Source organism: Streptomyces sp. NPDC048415 (genome assembly GCF_040651675.1).
Taxonomy (GTDB): Bacteria; Actinomycetota; Actinomycetes; order Streptomycetales; family Streptomycetaceae; genus Streptomyces.
The window spans coordinates 53,580-67,860 of record NZ_JBEZKJ010000017.1; the positions used below are offsets into that span (position 1 = coordinate 53,580).

The 14,281-nt window shown below is 69.4% G+C and carries 11 protein-coding genes; 4 read left to right on the top strand and 7 right to left on the bottom strand.

Features of this window, described 5'->3' with window-relative positions; translation table 11 throughout:
• Positions 1-106: 106 nt before the first annotated feature.
• The 3 genes from AB0D27_RS14495 to AB0D27_RS14505 form a co-directional block, all read right to left on the bottom strand.
• A complete protein-coding gene (locus AB0D27_RS14495; RefSeq protein ID WP_362507190.1) occupies positions 107-571 on the bottom strand; it encodes a hypothetical protein in 465 nt (154 codons plus the stop codon).
• The gene (locus tag AB0D27_RS14500) at positions 558-1,544 is read right to left on the bottom strand and encodes a serine/threonine-protein kinase (protein WP_362507193.1); all 987 of its coding nucleotides are present in this window, start codon (positions 1,542-1,544) and stop codon (positions 558-560) included. The genes AB0D27_RS14495 and AB0D27_RS14500 overlap by 14 nt, the downstream gene beginning before the upstream one ends.
• A gap of 261 nt (positions 1,545-1,805) precedes the next feature.
• Positions 1,806-3,629, bottom strand: coding sequence for a phosphoenolpyruvate carboxykinase (GTP) (locus AB0D27_RS14505; RefSeq protein WP_362507196.1), 1,824 nt, complete (start codon positions 3,627-3,629; stop codon positions 1,806-1,808).
• Positions 3,630-3,953: 324 nt separating this feature from the next.
• Between AB0D27_RS14505 and AB0D27_RS14510 the strand changes: the two genes are divergently transcribed.
• The 4 genes from AB0D27_RS14510 (at position 3,954) to AB0D27_RS14525 (ending at position 7,741) form a co-directional block, all read left to right on the top strand.
• Positions 3,954-4,667: a hemolysin III family protein gene (locus AB0D27_RS14510; RefSeq protein WP_362507199.1), complete on the top strand. Its 714-nt coding sequence runs from the start codon at positions 3,954-3,956 to the stop codon at positions 4,665-4,667.
• 113 nt (positions 4,668-4,780) lie between these two features.
• On the top strand, positions 4,781-6,343 hold the full coding sequence (locus AB0D27_RS14515; protein ID WP_362507202.1) for an MFS transporter: 1,563 nt from the start codon (positions 4,781-4,783) through the stop codon (positions 6,341-6,343).
• Between the two features lie 5 nt (positions 6,344-6,348).
• A complete protein-coding gene (locus AB0D27_RS14520) occupies positions 6,349-7,011 on the top strand; it encodes a TetR family transcriptional regulator (protein WP_362507205.1) in 663 nt (220 codons plus the stop codon).
• Positions 7,012-7,015: 4 nt separating this feature from the next.
• Positions 7,016-7,741 carry a Mut7-C RNAse domain-containing protein gene (locus AB0D27_RS14525; protein ID WP_362507208.1) on the top strand — a complete coding sequence of 242 codons (726 nt, stop codon included), beginning with the start codon at positions 7,016-7,018 and terminating at the stop codon, positions 7,739-7,741.
• Here AB0D27_RS14525 and AB0D27_RS14530 read toward each other — a convergent pair.
• The 4 genes from AB0D27_RS14530 to AB0D27_RS14545 are packed head-to-tail and all read right to left on the bottom strand — an operon-like array spanning position 7,738 to position 14,250.
• On the bottom strand, positions 7,738-10,140 hold the full coding sequence (locus tag AB0D27_RS14530) for a galactose oxidase-like domain-containing protein (RefSeq protein ID WP_362507344.1): 2,403 nt from the start codon (positions 10,138-10,140) through the stop codon (positions 7,738-7,740). The genes AB0D27_RS14525 and AB0D27_RS14530 overlap by 4 nt on opposite strands.
• A gap of 5 nt (positions 10,141-10,145) precedes the next feature.
• The gene (locus AB0D27_RS14535; protein ID WP_362507211.1) at positions 10,146-11,354 is read right to left on the bottom strand and encodes a glycosyltransferase family 2 protein; all 1,209 of its coding nucleotides are present in this window, start codon (positions 11,352-11,354) and stop codon (positions 10,146-10,148) included.
• Entirely contained in the window at positions 11,351-12,991 is a 1,641-nt protein-coding gene (locus AB0D27_RS14540) for a phospholipid carrier-dependent glycosyltransferase (protein WP_362507213.1), read from the bottom strand. Before AB0D27_RS14540 ends, AB0D27_RS14535 begins: the two co-directional genes overlap by 4 nt.
• Complete coding sequence (locus AB0D27_RS14545) at positions 12,988-14,250, bottom strand: glycosyltransferase (protein ID WP_362507216.1); 1,263 nt, start codon at positions 14,248-14,250, stop codon at positions 12,988-12,990. Before AB0D27_RS14545 ends, AB0D27_RS14540 begins: the two co-directional genes overlap by 4 nt.
• Positions 14,251-14,281: the final 31 nt, after the last annotated feature.

A 14,281-nucleotide genomic window follows, 5' to 3' on the forward strand; every position in this document is an offset into this window, starting at 1 on the left:
CCCGTGGCCCAAAGGCACACCACCGTGGCCTGGAAAGGCACTCGCCCATAGTGGGGGCAACCGGCGTGTGCCCGGAAGGGGTTGGGGCACATAACGGGTTTCACTTCTACAACTTGAATACCTGATGGCAGCGGGTGAACATCTGCCGCGCCCGTTCCACCCAATCACTGGCCAGAGCATCGAAATCCGCCTGCGTCATCCGGCAGGTCAGCGGAAGGTCGCACACTCCTGCGAGACAAGGGCGCGGACCTCGTACGTCCCACACGGACAACATAGGGTTCAGCTGTTCGGTATTCCACGCGTTCGATGCCGCCGCGGCGACGGCCAGTTGGTCCTGACGCAGAAAGTGGCCGTCGGTCGCGAAGGCGACAAGGAGCCTTTTGGTGGTCATGAAGCGCACGGTGACCATCCGCCCCGTTTCCTCGAGATCGAATTGCATGGAAACGGAAACGGTGTCGGTCACGGTGTGGTAATTCCGTCTGCCCACCCAGTTCTGCACCAACTGCCGCCAGTGTGTGCCCATTTCGAGGATGTCGTGGCTCCGGCCGGGAAGGGACTCAGGCGTCGCCACGGCCCACCGCCTCGGCGACCATCGCGTCGGTCAGCCCGGCGTCCAGCAGCGCCTGGGCGTGCAGCAGCAGACAGGACGGGACGGACTCACTGGTGCCCTCCTTGCGACGGTTCGCCAGCTCGTGGGTGCGCACCTTGATGCTGTGGGCCACGGTCGGCGGCGGCCAGGACGCCGGTTTCGGCGTCTGCTCCAGCAGGCCGGCGAGCAGCCCGTCCAGCGGGGGCCGGTCCTCGGGCCGCTTGGCCAGGCAGCGCGCGATCAGCTCCCTGAGGGACGCCGGTACGCCGTCGAGTTCGGGCTCGGCGAGCACGACCCGGTAACGCACCGCCTCCCCGCTGCCGTGCGGCGGGCGGCCCGTCAGCGCGTACACCAGTACGCCGCCGAGGGAGAAGACGTCGCTCGGCGGACCCACCGGGGCTCCCTTGATCTGCTCGGGCGACATGAAGGGCGGGGTGCCGACGACGACGCCGATCTGGGTGAGGCCGGGGGCGCCGTCGACGCGGGAGATCCCGAAGTCGATGACGCGCGGCCCGTCGGAGGCGAGGAGCACGTTCGCCGGTTTCAGGTCGCGGTGCACGACGTGCGCGGCGTGGATGGCCCCCAGCGCCTCGACGAGGCCCGCGCCGAGCTGTCGTACCTGTGGTTCGGGCAGCGGCCCGTCGGTGCTGACGGCCTCGGCGAGCGAGGGTCCGGGTACGTACATCGTGGCCAGCCACGGCAGTTCGGCCTCGGTGTCGGCGTCGACGACGGCCGCGGTGTACGCGCCGCTCACCACCCGTGCCGCCGCGACCTCGCGGGTGAAGCGCTCCCGGAACTCCGCCTCCGCCGCCAGCTCGGGCCGCACCACCTTGACCGCGACCTCGCGCCCGGCAGGCGAGCGGCCGAGATACACCCACCCCATCCCGCCGGAGCCGAGCCGCCCCACGATGCGGTACGGCCCTATCTTCAGGGGATCGCTGACCGGTGTGCGCACCCCGCTCACCTCGTTCCGGGGTCGTTTCGGGGTTCGTTGCAGGATGTCCCGAGTGTCCCGCGAATTCCCGTCCCGGGCAGAGGTGATGCCAGAAATGGGGGCCGGGATTACGTTCGACGCGCCGCGCCACGCGCGAAGGCCGGGGCCCCGTACACCGTTGTACGGGGCCCCGGCCTTCCCGGGCTGCCATCACCGCGGCCGGTCCTGACGACGTCGCAGGTCAGGGCAAGTCCGACCGGCCGCGGAGCTTACGGAGTGGGTCTAGCCCAGGCGCTGCACCAGCGCGCGGTACTCGTCCCACAGCTCCTTCGGCGTGTGGTCGCCGAAGGTGTTGAGGTGCTCGGGGATCAGCCCGGCCTCCTCGCGCCACACGTCCTTGTCGACGGTGAGCAGGAAGTCGAGGTCGGACTCGGACAGTTCGAGACCGTCGGTGTCCAGGGCCTCCCGGGTCGGCAGGATGCCGATCGGCGTCTCGACGCCCTCGGCCTTGCCCTCCAGCCGCTCCACGATCCACTTCAGGACACGGCTGTTCTCGCCGAAGCCCGGCCACACGAACTTGCCCGCGTCGTTCTTGCGGAACCAGTTCACGTAGTAGATCTTCGGGAGCTTCTCCTGGTCCTTGTCCTTGGCCACGTCGACCCAGTGGCCCATGTAGTCGCCCATGTTGTAGCCGCAGAACGGCAGCATGGCGAAGGGGTCACGGCGCAGCTCGCCGACCTTGCCCTCGGCGGCGGCGGTCTTCTCGGAGGCCACGTTCGCGCCGAGGAAGACGCCGTGGTTCCAGTCGAAGGACTCCGTCACCAGCGGGACCGCGGTGGCACGGCGGCCACCGAAGAGGATCGCCGAGATCGGCACGCCCTTGGGGTCCTCCCACTCGGGCGCGATGATCGGGCACTGCGCGGCGGGGACGGTGAAGCGGGCGTTGGGGTGGGCGGCCGGGGTGCCGGACTCGGGGGTCCAGTCGTTGCCCTTCCAGTCGGTGAGGTGGGCGGGCGTCTCCTCGGTCATCCCCTCCCACCAGATGTCGTTGTCGTCGGTGAGCGCGACGTTCGTGAAGACGGAGTTGCCCCACAGCGTCTTCATCGCGTTGGCGTTGGTGTGCTCACCGGTGCCGGGCGCGACGCCGAAGAAACCGGCCTCGGGGTTGATCGCGTACAGCTGGCCGTCCTCGCCGAACCGCATCCAGGCGATGTCGTCACCGATCGTCTCGACCGTCCAGCCGGAGATCGTGGGCTCCAGCATGGCGAGGTTGGTCTTGCCGCAGGCGCTCGGGAAGGCGGCGGCGACGTACTTCGACTCGCCGTGCGGCGGGGTCAGCTTGAGGATGAGCATGTGCTCGGCGAGCCAGCCCTCGTCGCGCGCCATGACGGACGCTATGCGCAGGGCGTAGCACTTCTTGCCGAGCAGCGCGTTGCCGCCGTAGCCGGAGCCGTACGACCAGATCTCGCGGGACTCCGGGAAGTGCGAGATGTACTTCGTGGAGTTGCACGGCCACGGCACGTCCGCCTCGCCCTCGGCCAGCGGCGCTCCGAGCGTGTGCACGGCACGCACGAAGAAGCCGTCGGTACCGAGCTCGTCGAGGACCGGCTGCCCCATGCGCGTCATGGTGCGCATGGACACGGCGACGTAGGCGGAGTCGGTGATCTCGACGCCGATCGCGGAGAGGTCCGAGCCGAGGGGGCCCATGCAGAACGGGACGACGTACATCGTCCGGCCCTTCATCGAGCCACGGAAGACGCCCTGCTCACCGGCGAAGATCTCACGCATCTCCGCGGGGGCCTTCCAGTGGTTGGTCGGACCGGCGTCCTCTTCCTTCTCGGAACAGATGAACGTCCGGTCCTCGACCCGCGCGACATCGGTCGGGTCGGAGGCGGCGTAGTACGAGTTGGGGCGCTTGATCGGATCGAGCTTCTTGAAGGTGCCCTTGCGGACGAGCTCCTCGCTCAGTCGCTCGTATTCGGCCTCGGATCCGTCACACCAGACCACGCTGTCCGGCTGCGTCAGTTCGGCGATCTCGTTGACCCACGAGATCAGATCCTTGTGCTGGGTGGGGACGGTGGAGGGAGCCGCGATGTCGCGCGCCACGATTGCTCCTAGATGAGGGGTTTTTTTGTTGAGGCCCCGTGGGGGCTGCGACCCGGATGCTTCACGTGGTCAATCTCTGGCGCTCATCCGGTGCCGACCGCACTCATATGATCATCCGACGCAACCGCGCATATGTCCAGAGGACCTCACACCTGAGCGGAGTGAGCATCACCACTCGCCGGAAGGTTTCCCTCCGCACACTCGGGGTTCATCCCGGGTACCCCCCGGGGAGCCCCCTCATCCGCGTGAGATCATGGCCACTCTTGACCGTTGATTACGCGGCATTGATACGTAAGTTACGGGTCCGTAGGTACGATTCGGCGTATGACTGCGCCCGTTCCCGACGCGCCCACTGACTCGCCGGACGCCGGCCATGGTTCCGTTGCGCTCTCCCTCCCAGACCAGGTCAAGCCCAAGCTCCGCGGCTGGCTGCATCTCGGAATGTTCCCGGCCGCGCTCATCTCCGGCCTGGCGCTCACCGCCCTCGCGGACTCCTCCCGCGGGCGTATCGCCTGCGGGATCTTCGCCCTGACGGCCTGCCTCCTGTTCGGGGTCAGCGCCCTCTACCACCGGGGCAACTGGAGCCCGCGCATGGACGGCGTGCTGCGCAGACTGGACCACGCCAACATCTTCCTGATCATCGCGGGCACGTACACGCCCCTGACGATGCTGCTGCTGCCGGCCGCCAAGGGGCAGTGGCTCCTGTGGGGCATCTGGGGCGCCGCGGCGGCCGGGATCACCTTCCGGGTGTTCTGGGTCGGCGCCCCGCGCTGGCTCTACACCCCCTGCTACATCGCGATGGGCTGGGCGGCGGTCTTCTTCCTGCCGGACTTCATGCGGGCGGGCGGCGTCGCCGTCCTGGTCCTGGTCATCGTCGGCGGTCTGCTCTACAGCGCGGGCGGGGTGATCTACGGGATCAAGCGCCCGAACCCGTCACCGCGCTGGTTCGGCTTCCACGAGGTCTTCCACTCCCTCACCCTCGCGGCGTTCGCCGTCCACTACGTCGGCATCTCGCTGGTGGCCTACCAGCACGGATGACCCTCCGACCACCCACTTCCCAGGGCCGCGGCTGCCGAGCCGCGGCCCTTCGCGTTGCCCTGACAGCCCCACGCATTGACAGTCACCATCTTTTGAGAGCTACTCTCATTTTTATGCCGACTCTCACTCACGATGCCGCGGCACGCGACCCGCGCCGCTGGTGGGCCCTCGGGGCCCTGGTCGCGAGCATGCTCGTGCTCGGTTTCGACCTGACGATCCTCAATGTGGCGCTGCCGACGATGGCTCGTGACCTGGGCGCGTCCACGGGCGAGCAACAGTGGGTGGCGGACGCGTACGTCGTCGTCTTCGCCTCGCTGATGCTCCCGGCGGGCCTGCTCGGCGACCGCTTCGGACGGCGCCGGATGCTCATCACCGGCCTCGCGGTCTTCCTGGCCGGTTCACTGGTCGGCGCCCTCGTCGACGACGTCACCCCGGTGATCGTCGCCCGCGCGCTGATGGGGGTCGGCGGCGCGCTCGTGATGCCGCTCTCGATGGCCGTCCTGCCCTCGCTGTTCGGCCCGGACGAGCGGACCAAGGCCGTCGGCGCGGTCTCCACGGCCTCCGCACTCGGCCTGCCGCTCGGCCCGATCGTCGGCGGCTGGCTGCTGGACCACTTCTGGTGGGGCTCGGTCTTCCTGGTCAACGTGCCGATGGCCGCGATCGGCATCACCGCCTGCGCCTTCCTGCTCCCCGAGACCCGGGACCCCGCCTCGCCCAAGGTCGACGCCGTATCCACCGCGCTCACCGCCGCCGGGCTCAGCATCCTTATCTACGCGATCATCGAGGCCCCGCACCGCGGCTGGGGCGACCCGCTGATCCTCGGCTTCCTGGCGACCTCACTCGTCCTGGTCGCCCTGCTCGTCGTACGCGAACGCCGCAGCGCCCGCCCGATGCTGGACCTCTCGCTCCTCGCGCAGCGCGGCTTCCTGCTCAACACGCTCGCCGCGACCCTCGTGATGTTCGTGCTGTCCGGGCTGATGTTCGTGCTGCCGCAGTATCTCCAGGCGGTGCTCGGGCACGACGCGTTCGCCACCGGGGTGCGGATGCTGCCGATGATGGGCGGCCTGCTGGTCGCCTCGCGAGGCGCGCAGCCGCTGCTGGCGAGGTTCGGGGCGCGGGCGGTGATCAGCGCGGGCCTGGTCGCCCTCGCCTTCGCCGCGATCCTCGGCAGCCGTACGAGCGTCGCCGATGGCTACGGCTTCACCGCCCTGTGGCTGTCCATCGCCGGGCTCGGCTTCGGCTTCGCCGTGGTCCCCGCGATGTCCGCCGCCCTCGGCGCGCTGCCCCGGGACCGGGCCGGGAGCGGCTCCGGGCTGCTGATGACCGTGCGCCAGGTGGGCAGCGCGATCGGCATCGCCCTGCTCGGCTCGCTCCTCGCGAGCGCCTACAGCGACCGTCTCGACACCTCCGGCCTGCCGCGCGCTGCCGCGGCCACCGCCACCGACTCGGTGGTAGGCGCCCATGTGGTCGCGGCACAGTTGAGCGACCGCGCCCTCGCCGCCTCAGCGAACGCCTCATACCTCCACGGCATGGACCTGGTCCTGCTGGTCAGCGGGATCGCCGCCCTGGTCACCGCGCTGCTGGCGGCGGCGCTGCTGCCGAGCGCGCAGCCGGCCGGCCCCGCGCCCAGGCAGGACACCGACATGGCCCCCGCCCCCGCGGATGCCGGACAATGAGCACCATGGCCGCCACCGCACACAGCTCCACTCCCGCCGCGGGGCCCCAGCCGGGGCTGCGCGAGCGGAAGAAGATGAAGACCCGCATCGCGATCCGCGACGCGACGTACCGGCTGATCCAGGAGCAGGGGTACGACGCGACGACCATCGAGCAGATCGCGGAGGCGGCCGAGGTCTCCCCGTCCACGGTGTTCCGTTACTTCCCCACCAAGGAGGACATCGTCCTGACGGACGAGTACGACCCGCTCATGGAACGGGAGCTGTGCGAGCGGCCCGCGGACGAGCCCTGGATGGAGTCCCTGCGGTACGCGGTGCGGAAGGCCATCGGCATCACGGCGGTCGAGGAGCCCGATGTCACCCGGCTGCGCACCCGGCTGATGGTCGACGTGCCCGCCATCCGCTCCCGGATGATGGAGAGCATGTCGGTGACCGGCCGGATGCTGTGCCGCGTCATCGGGGAACGCACCGGCCGGGACCCGGACGGCCTCGAAGTGCGCGTCTACGCGATGTCGCTGATCGGCGGCCTGTTGGAGACCTCCCTGTACTGGGCCGAGAACGGTCACCAGGACGATCTCGCCGACCTCGTCGACCGCTCCCTGGACGTCCTGGAGAACGGCCTGGAGCTCAAAAAGCCGGAGGCCGCCGAGGCGCCCCCCGTGACATCCTGACCCGGTGAACGGTCCGGAGATCCACATCGAATTCGCCCCAGAACTGGGGCTGTTCGTCCCGCACGGCCGCCGCATGGATGCCACCCCGGTGCGCACCGACGGCTCCTCCACGCTCGGCCATGTCGTCGAATCGCTCGGGGTTCCGCTCACGGAGGTCGGCGCCCTGGTCGTGGACGGCCGGGAGGTGGCCTTCTCGCACATCCCGGCGGCCGGCGAGTCGGTGGAGGTACGCGCGGTCGAGCGCCCGCAGCGGGTCCCCGGCGCCCCGCTCCGCTTCCTCCTCGACGTCCACCTCGGCACCCTCGCCCGCCGTCTGCGCCTCCTCGGCGTCGACACGGCGTACGAGTCGACCGACATCGGCGACCCGGCCCTCGCCGCCCGTTCGGCGGCCGAGCGGCGCGTGATGCTCAGCCGCGACCGGGGGCTGCTGCGCCGCCGCGAACTGTGGGCGGGCGCGTTCGTCTACAGCACCCGCCCCGACGACCAACTCCGCGACGTGCTCGGCCGGTTCGCACCCGAGCTGAAGCCCTGGACGCGCTGCACGGCGTGCAACGGCCTGCTCAAGGAGGCCGCCAAGGAGCAGGTCGCGAACCAGCTGGAGGGCGGGACACACCGGTCGTACGACGTCTTCGCGCAGTGCGTGGAGTGCGGGCGTGCCTACTGGAAGGGCGCGCACCATGACCGCCTGGAGGCCATCGTGGAGCGCGCCCTCGCCGAGTTCGGCGGCTAACGCCGTATCAGGTCCTTCGCACCACAGGCCAGCCCGTCCTTGTTCGGGTCGAGGCCCAGCGGATCGTCCTTCCCGTTGACCTTCAGGCGGCCGTAGTCGTTCTTCTTGAGCCACGCGCAGCGGGAGGCCGTGGTCTTCTTCACACCGTCCGGGAAGACCGTCGGTACGCAGACGTTGATCGTCCCGTAGTGGCGGTCGCAGCCGGAGATCGTGGTGCTCACCTTCTGCGAGGCCCGCTTCTTGCCCGCCTTCGTGACCGTCCCGTCCAGGGAGTCGGCGAAGGAGTGGACGTGGGCCGAGGCGGTGTCCGTGGCGAGCGCGGCCGGGCCCTGGAGGTGCACCCACTTGGCGACCGAGGGCACCCCGTTGGCGTCGACGGCGAAGAGCATGTACCAGCCGGGCGGCGCCATGTCGGGGTTGCTCGTCACGTTCAGGTCGACGTTGTCGCCGTCGACGGACAGCGGCAGGTCGACGAACCGCTGGTTGGGGTCCGAGGAGTGCGTCACCGCGGCCGGGCGGATCAGCTCGGCCTTGACGATGGGCCGGTCGACGGTGATCCGCTGCGTGTCGCCGTACACCCACTCGTCGTCGATCACCGAAGTGATCGTCGGGCGGGTGCCCTTGAGGAGGTAGGGCGGGGTGTAGATGGACACGTTGTGGTTCCAGGTGCCGTTGCCCGGGTTGTCGCCGGTGGCCATCACCCGGCCGTCGGGCAGCAGGAACGCGGAGGAGTGGTAGCCGCGGGCCTGCGGGTCGGCGGCCACCGGATCGAAGGTCGTCGTCGCCGGGTCGAAGATCGACGCCTCGTAGACGGGGTTGGCGCGGTTGTGCAGGCCGCCGCCCGTCTCCAGGACCTTGCCGTCGGGCAGCAGGACGGTGGAGACGTACATCTTGCCCTGGTTGCCGGTCTCGGCCACCTTGCCGTTGCCGAGGTCGACCGTGCCCTGCGGGATCTGCGGGCCCACGGTGTACGCCGGGTTGGCGGCCTTGAGGTCGATGATGTCGGTGAGCCGGCTCGCGTCGGGGTTGGAGTCGATGTTGCCGCCGCCGACCGTGAGGACCTTCTGGTCCTGGGCCGGGGGCAGCAGCACACTCGCGGACTGGTCGCGTTCGTCCTTGTTCTGGAGACCGGAGATCGCGGTGGTGGTGCTCGCGTCGTAGTCGTAGATCGCCGAGCCCGTGCCCGGAGTGCCGTTGCCGAAGACATGACTGCCCGAGTAGAAGAGGCGGCCGTCCTGCATCAGGATCATCGACGGGTACAGACCCCAGAACGACCAGGTCTGATTGACCTTCCACAACGGCAGCCACTGCTGCTCCGCGGCCGACCAGCGCTCGGCGGTCACCGAACCGGACGAGTCCTCGCGCAGCCCGCCGAACGAGATGATGTCACCGTTGCCGAGCTCGGTGGCGGACGGATACCAGTGGCCGTCGTTCAGGTCGTTCGTCCTGCTGTACGTCTCGGTGACCGGGTCGAAGAGGTACGAGTCCTTGTAGCCCTCGTACCCGTGTCCGCCCGCGACCGGGAACGCCTTGTTGCCGCTCATCACCAGTACGCGCCCGTCGGCGAGCTGGACGTGCCCGGCGCAGAACATGTCCTTCGGCGTGGGGATCACCTTGTACGTGCCGTTCACCGGATCGTAGACCGCGCTGGTGAACGTGCCCGCGTTGAAGTTCTCCTCGCTGTTCCCGGAGCCCGCGATCAGCAGCACCTTGCCGTTGTTGAGGACGACGGAGTGCATGGATCGGACGGGGTTCTGGGTGGGCAGGACCGTCCACCTGCCGTTGGCGCACTCCTCGGCGGTGCCGGTGCAGGTGGCGGGCGGAATGGGATCGGAGACCTGTTCCATCGTGTAGTCGTCGGTGGTGGCGGAGCCCGTGCCGTACACCGAGACACCCCAGGTGATGCGGTCGGTGCCCGCCGGGACGGCCGGGGTGCGGACCGTCGCCTGAGTCCAACCGCCCGCCATGTCCAGCGTCTTGAGGTCGGTCCAGTACTGCCAGCCCGCGGTCGTGTCGTGCCGGAAGAGGGTGATCGCGGCGTCGGGGGTCGTCGTCTTGTACCAGAGCCCGAGGTCGTACTGCTTGCCCGCGGTGACCACCGGCGCGCAGTCGGTGGACTCGGTGATCAGCGCCTTGCGGTCGCCGGAGACCCGGCGGGTCACGGTGACCTTCATGGCCTTGGAGCCGGAGTGGGAGTCGGCGACGGTCGCGAAGCCGAAGTCGTTGTCGCCCCAGCCGGACTTCTCCCAGCAGTACGGCATGCCGTCCGTGCCGTCGGTCTCGAAGCCCGGGTTCTTGACGAGGTTGGCCGCGGCAGCCGGCTGCGGCGCGACGAACAGCAGCCCGGCGGCGAGGCCCGCCACGGCCAGGAGCGAGGTTCTGCGCCTCGGTCGCAGCAGATGTCTCACGCGGCTCTCCTTGCTGTACGGCTCCCGCGCCCGGACTCGCTGCCGCGGCGCGGCAGATAGACCAGTGCTTCGGTCCCGGCGAAGCGCAGGACGAAGGTCGTCACCAGGGCCAGTGCGGTGGCCGACAGGGCGCCCATCCCGAAGTGGTCGACGAAGAGCGCGATCAGCGGGATGCGCAGCACCAGATCGGCGTTGGCGAGCAGCGCGAACCGGCCCACGCGGTCCCACCAGTTGCGGTGCCCGCGCCGCTCGCGGAAGAGCAGGTGCTCGATGAGCAGGAAGTTCCAGGCGACCCCGAACTGGTTGGCGAGGATCTCGGCCGGTACGTAGTGCAAGCCGACGGCGGTGAGCGCGTACAGGCCGAGCAGGTTCGGCAGGAAGCCGGTGGCGCCGATCAGGCCGAAGACCACCATCCGCGCGACCGGCGAGGCGGTGCGCAGCCCGATGAGATGGCGCAGGAACCGGAAGCCCTCCTGCGCCGTCGACTTGGACTCGCCCGCGAACCGGTCCTGGAAGACGAAGGGCACCTCGGTGACCCGGCGGGGGCGGCTGCGCACGGCGAGTTCGAGGAGGATCTTGTAGCCGAGCGGCTGGAGCACCTCCGCGGTGACGGCGCTGCGGCGGATCGCGAAGAACCCGCTCATCGGGTCGCTGATGCCGCGCAGCCTGCGCGGGAAGAGCGTCTTGGTCAGCCAGGTCGCACCGCGCGAGACGGCGATGCGGTAGCCGCCCGCGAGGCCCGCGCGGCTGCCGCCCTTGATGTACCGGCTGGCGACGACGAGCCCGGCGGCGGACCGCTCCCCCGCGGCCAGCAACTCCGGGACCAGAGACGGCGGATGCTGCAAGTCGCCGTCCATCACGACGATCCAGTCGGAACTGGCCGCCTTCAGTCCCTCGACGACCGCGCCGCCGAGCCCGCCCACGGGCTCGTCGCGGTGCAGCACGGTGACGGGGAAGGGGCAGTCCTGCGCCGCCTGGAAGATCACCTCGGGGGTGTCGTCGGTGGAGTCGTCCACGAAGACGACCTCGCAGGGCAGCCGGGCCGGCACCGACTCGGTGATCCGGCGCAGCAACTCGCGGATGTTCGCCGACTCGTTGAAGGTCGGTACGACGAGGGTGACGGCGCCGGGCTCGGGAATCTCGGCGGCGGCCACGGCTACGGCCGGGTCGCCGAGCTCATCGGGGACTGTGGACTCGTAGCTCATCGGGGGCCTCCCGCCGTCTGGATCTGCCTGATTTCGATGCGGTCCTCGCCCTTGCCGAAGGTGGCGACCGGCGTCGAGTGCTCCATCGCGGCCTTCACGTTGGGCAGGTCGACCGCGTCGCGCCGCACTGTCGGGGAGGCGACCACGTAGTCGAGGTCGCGCCAGCCGCGCGGCATCGTCTTGGTCACCGCGGGGTCGAGGTCCGCCTTGTAGAACCAGATGACGCCGAGGCCGGGCTTGTAGCCGTCGTGCACGAGGTCGAGCCAGAGGGCGTCGTCGACGAGGACCCTGGTGTCTCCCGGGTCCTTCACCTCGGTCTTGAGCCACGAGGAGGCCGCCCGGTAGGGGGCGTTGGCGTCGGCGGTCACGGCGGTGTGGTCACCGTCGTACCAGCGCGGCACGACGTAGGCGCCGGCGGCCACCACGAGCACGGCCGCAAGGCCCCGGCGCCCCCACGTGACGTATGTCTTCTCCTCACCGCTGTGCCAGCGGCGCAGTACCGCGTGGGCGACGCTCGCGGTGCCTCCGGCGAGGACCAGGGCGAGGAAGGGCAGGGCCTGGATGACGTACATCGCGGGCAGGTAGCCGCTCGGGCGCAGGGCCACCAGGGCGAGGATCGCCACGGTGAGCGCGGGCCCCGCGAGGGCGCGCGCGGTCACCGACCAGCGCCAGGTGACAAGGAGCAGCAGGGCTCCGGCGAGGCCGCCGAGGGGCAGCACACGGTCGTAGTACAGCCAGGACTGCAGGACGCCGTACGAGCCGGTGCCCTGGTCGAGGATGAAGCCGGAGCCGGGGCGGCTCATCTGGTAGGTGATGCCGTCCCAGAGTGAGACATGGCCCGAGCCCGGGAACAACTCGCCCTTCAGCAGGGCGAAGAGCGGATAGGCCAGGCCGATCAGCACGCACGCCGTGATGGCTCCGGTGAGCGCGAACTTCCGGGTGTCGCGGTGACCGTGGCGCCACATGGTGACCAGCAGCGCGGGCAGGATGACGAGCATCGTCTCCTTGGTGAGCACGGCGGCGGCGGCCGCGATGCCCGCCCCGAAGTGGTGCCACAGGTGGCGGCTCGGGGACGCGGCGAGGCAGAACGCCAGCAGCGTCCACATCACCGCGATGTTGTCGAGGAAGATCTCCCGCTGGAGGACGACCGACAGGGGGGAGAGCCCGAAGAGCACCATCGCGAGCCCGGCCGCCCACCGCGGCAGCGAGAGGCGGCGCGCGAGGACGTAGACGAGGACCGCGCTGATCGCGCTGACCAGCAGCATCGCGACCCGCATCGAGCCGACGGTCATCAGCGACGGGCTGATGTGGGCCGGGATCCAGGTTAGCGCGGCTATCTGGATCCAGCCGAGCGGCGGATGGTCGTACCAGTACGTGTAGTGGGCCAGGCCCTTGCCCTGCTGGACGGCCCAGGCCTGGGCGAGGTAGGTGCCCTCGTCGTCGCTGAGGGTGGGGAAGTCGGCGATGTTCCAGCCCTGGACGACGAGGATCGCCACGAGCAGCGCCGCGCACAGGATCAGATCGCCGCGCGAGCCGCGAAAGCGCGGGGCCGGGAAGGAGTTGGGGACGATTTTGGACGCAGCGGGCCGCTGCGCGGGGACCGTGGGTGTGGTCGCCGCGTCAAGAGTGGAGGTCACGCAGGAACGTCCTCTCGGATCACTTCGGTGAGATGCGCACCGACATGACTGGTCAACTCCCAGTCGTTGCGCCCCTGTTGCTCGCGCCAGACAGCACGCACGGCGGCGCCCGCGAGCAGCACCTGGTAGAAGGGACCGCCGACGACGAGCTTCAGGTAGTGGATGAAGCGGACTCGAAGCCCGTACTGCTTGCCGAAGTCGTGCAGTCCGACCAGCTCGAAGACGAAGGTGACGAGGGCGGTCACCGCCGGCAGGAAGGTGATGAAGGCGATGCCGACGGGCACGTCGAGGAAGAGCGCGATCGCCACGTTGAGCGGGATGATCACGCCGGAGACCGCCTGGAGATACGGCGTCATCAGCGTGTAGCGGGCGAGCAGCCGCTGTCCGAAGCCCGGGAGTTGCTTCCAGTCCTTCTTCCGGTAGACCTGCAGGAAGCCCTGGTTCCACCGGGTGCGCTGCTTCATCAGCGACATCAGCGAGCCGGGCGTCTCCTCCTTGGTCACCATGTCGGAGTCGTAGGCGACGACGACCTTCTTGCCGACGCTGGAGAGCCGTACGCCCAGGTCGCAGTCCTCGGCGAGGCAGTCGGGGTCCCAGCCTTCGGCTTCTCGCAGGACCTTCGTCCGTACGAAGACGGTGTTGCCGCCGAGCGGGATGAACCCTTTCTGCGCGTGCAGATGGAGCCGCGAGCGGAACCAGAAGAAGTACTCGAGGCAGTTGCGCAGGCTGTACCAGCTGGAGTGGAAGTTGATGAGCTGGACGCCGCCCTGGACGACGTCCGCGTCCGTGGTGCGGAACGCGTGGTCGACGTGGGCGAGCAGCTCCGGGTGGACCTGGTCCTCGGCGTCGAAGACCCCGACCACCTCGCCGCGGCAGTGCGGCAGGGCCGTGTTCATGGCCTTCGGCTTGTTCTTCTTGTCGTGGTGGTCGACGACGACGCGGACGCGCGGGTCACGCGCCTCGGCGCTGCGGGCCACCTCGGTGGTCTCAGGGTCGTCGTGGCCGACGATCACGATGATCTCGAAGTCGGCGTGAGTGGACTTCAGCAGCCGCTGGATGGTGTGGTCGAGCACGGCCTGCTCGTGCCGCGCGGGCAGCAGCAGCGAGAAGGACAGGCTCTCACCGCCGTCCGGGCTGCTGAACCGGGTGGAGGCCAGCACCTCGGGCGTACGCCACGCGTGCATCTGCCACCACAATGTGAAAGCTGCCATCCAGAACAAGGCCAGTGAAACGGCAGCGATGAAGACAGACGTGAGCAACAGATCCCCCCAGATCCCCAAAAGCCCCCAC

Excerpts from the sequence above, each read along its gene's own strand:
- AB0D27_RS14510 (WP_362507199.1), top strand. The coding sequence starts at position 3,954 with ATGACTGCGCCCGTTCCCGACGCGCCCACTGACTCGCCGGACGCCGGC.
- AB0D27_RS14515 (WP_362507202.1), top strand. The coding sequence starts at position 4,781 with ATGCCGACTCTCACTCACGATGCCGCGGCACGCGACCCGCGCCGCTGG.
- AB0D27_RS14520 (WP_362507205.1), top strand. The coding sequence starts at position 6,349 with ATGGCCGCCACCGCACACAGCTCCACTCCCGCCGCGGGGCCCCAGCCG.
- AB0D27_RS14535 (WP_362507211.1), bottom strand. The coding sequence starts at position 11,354 with ATGAGCTACGAGTCCACAGTCCCCGATGAGCTCGGCGACCCGGCCGTA.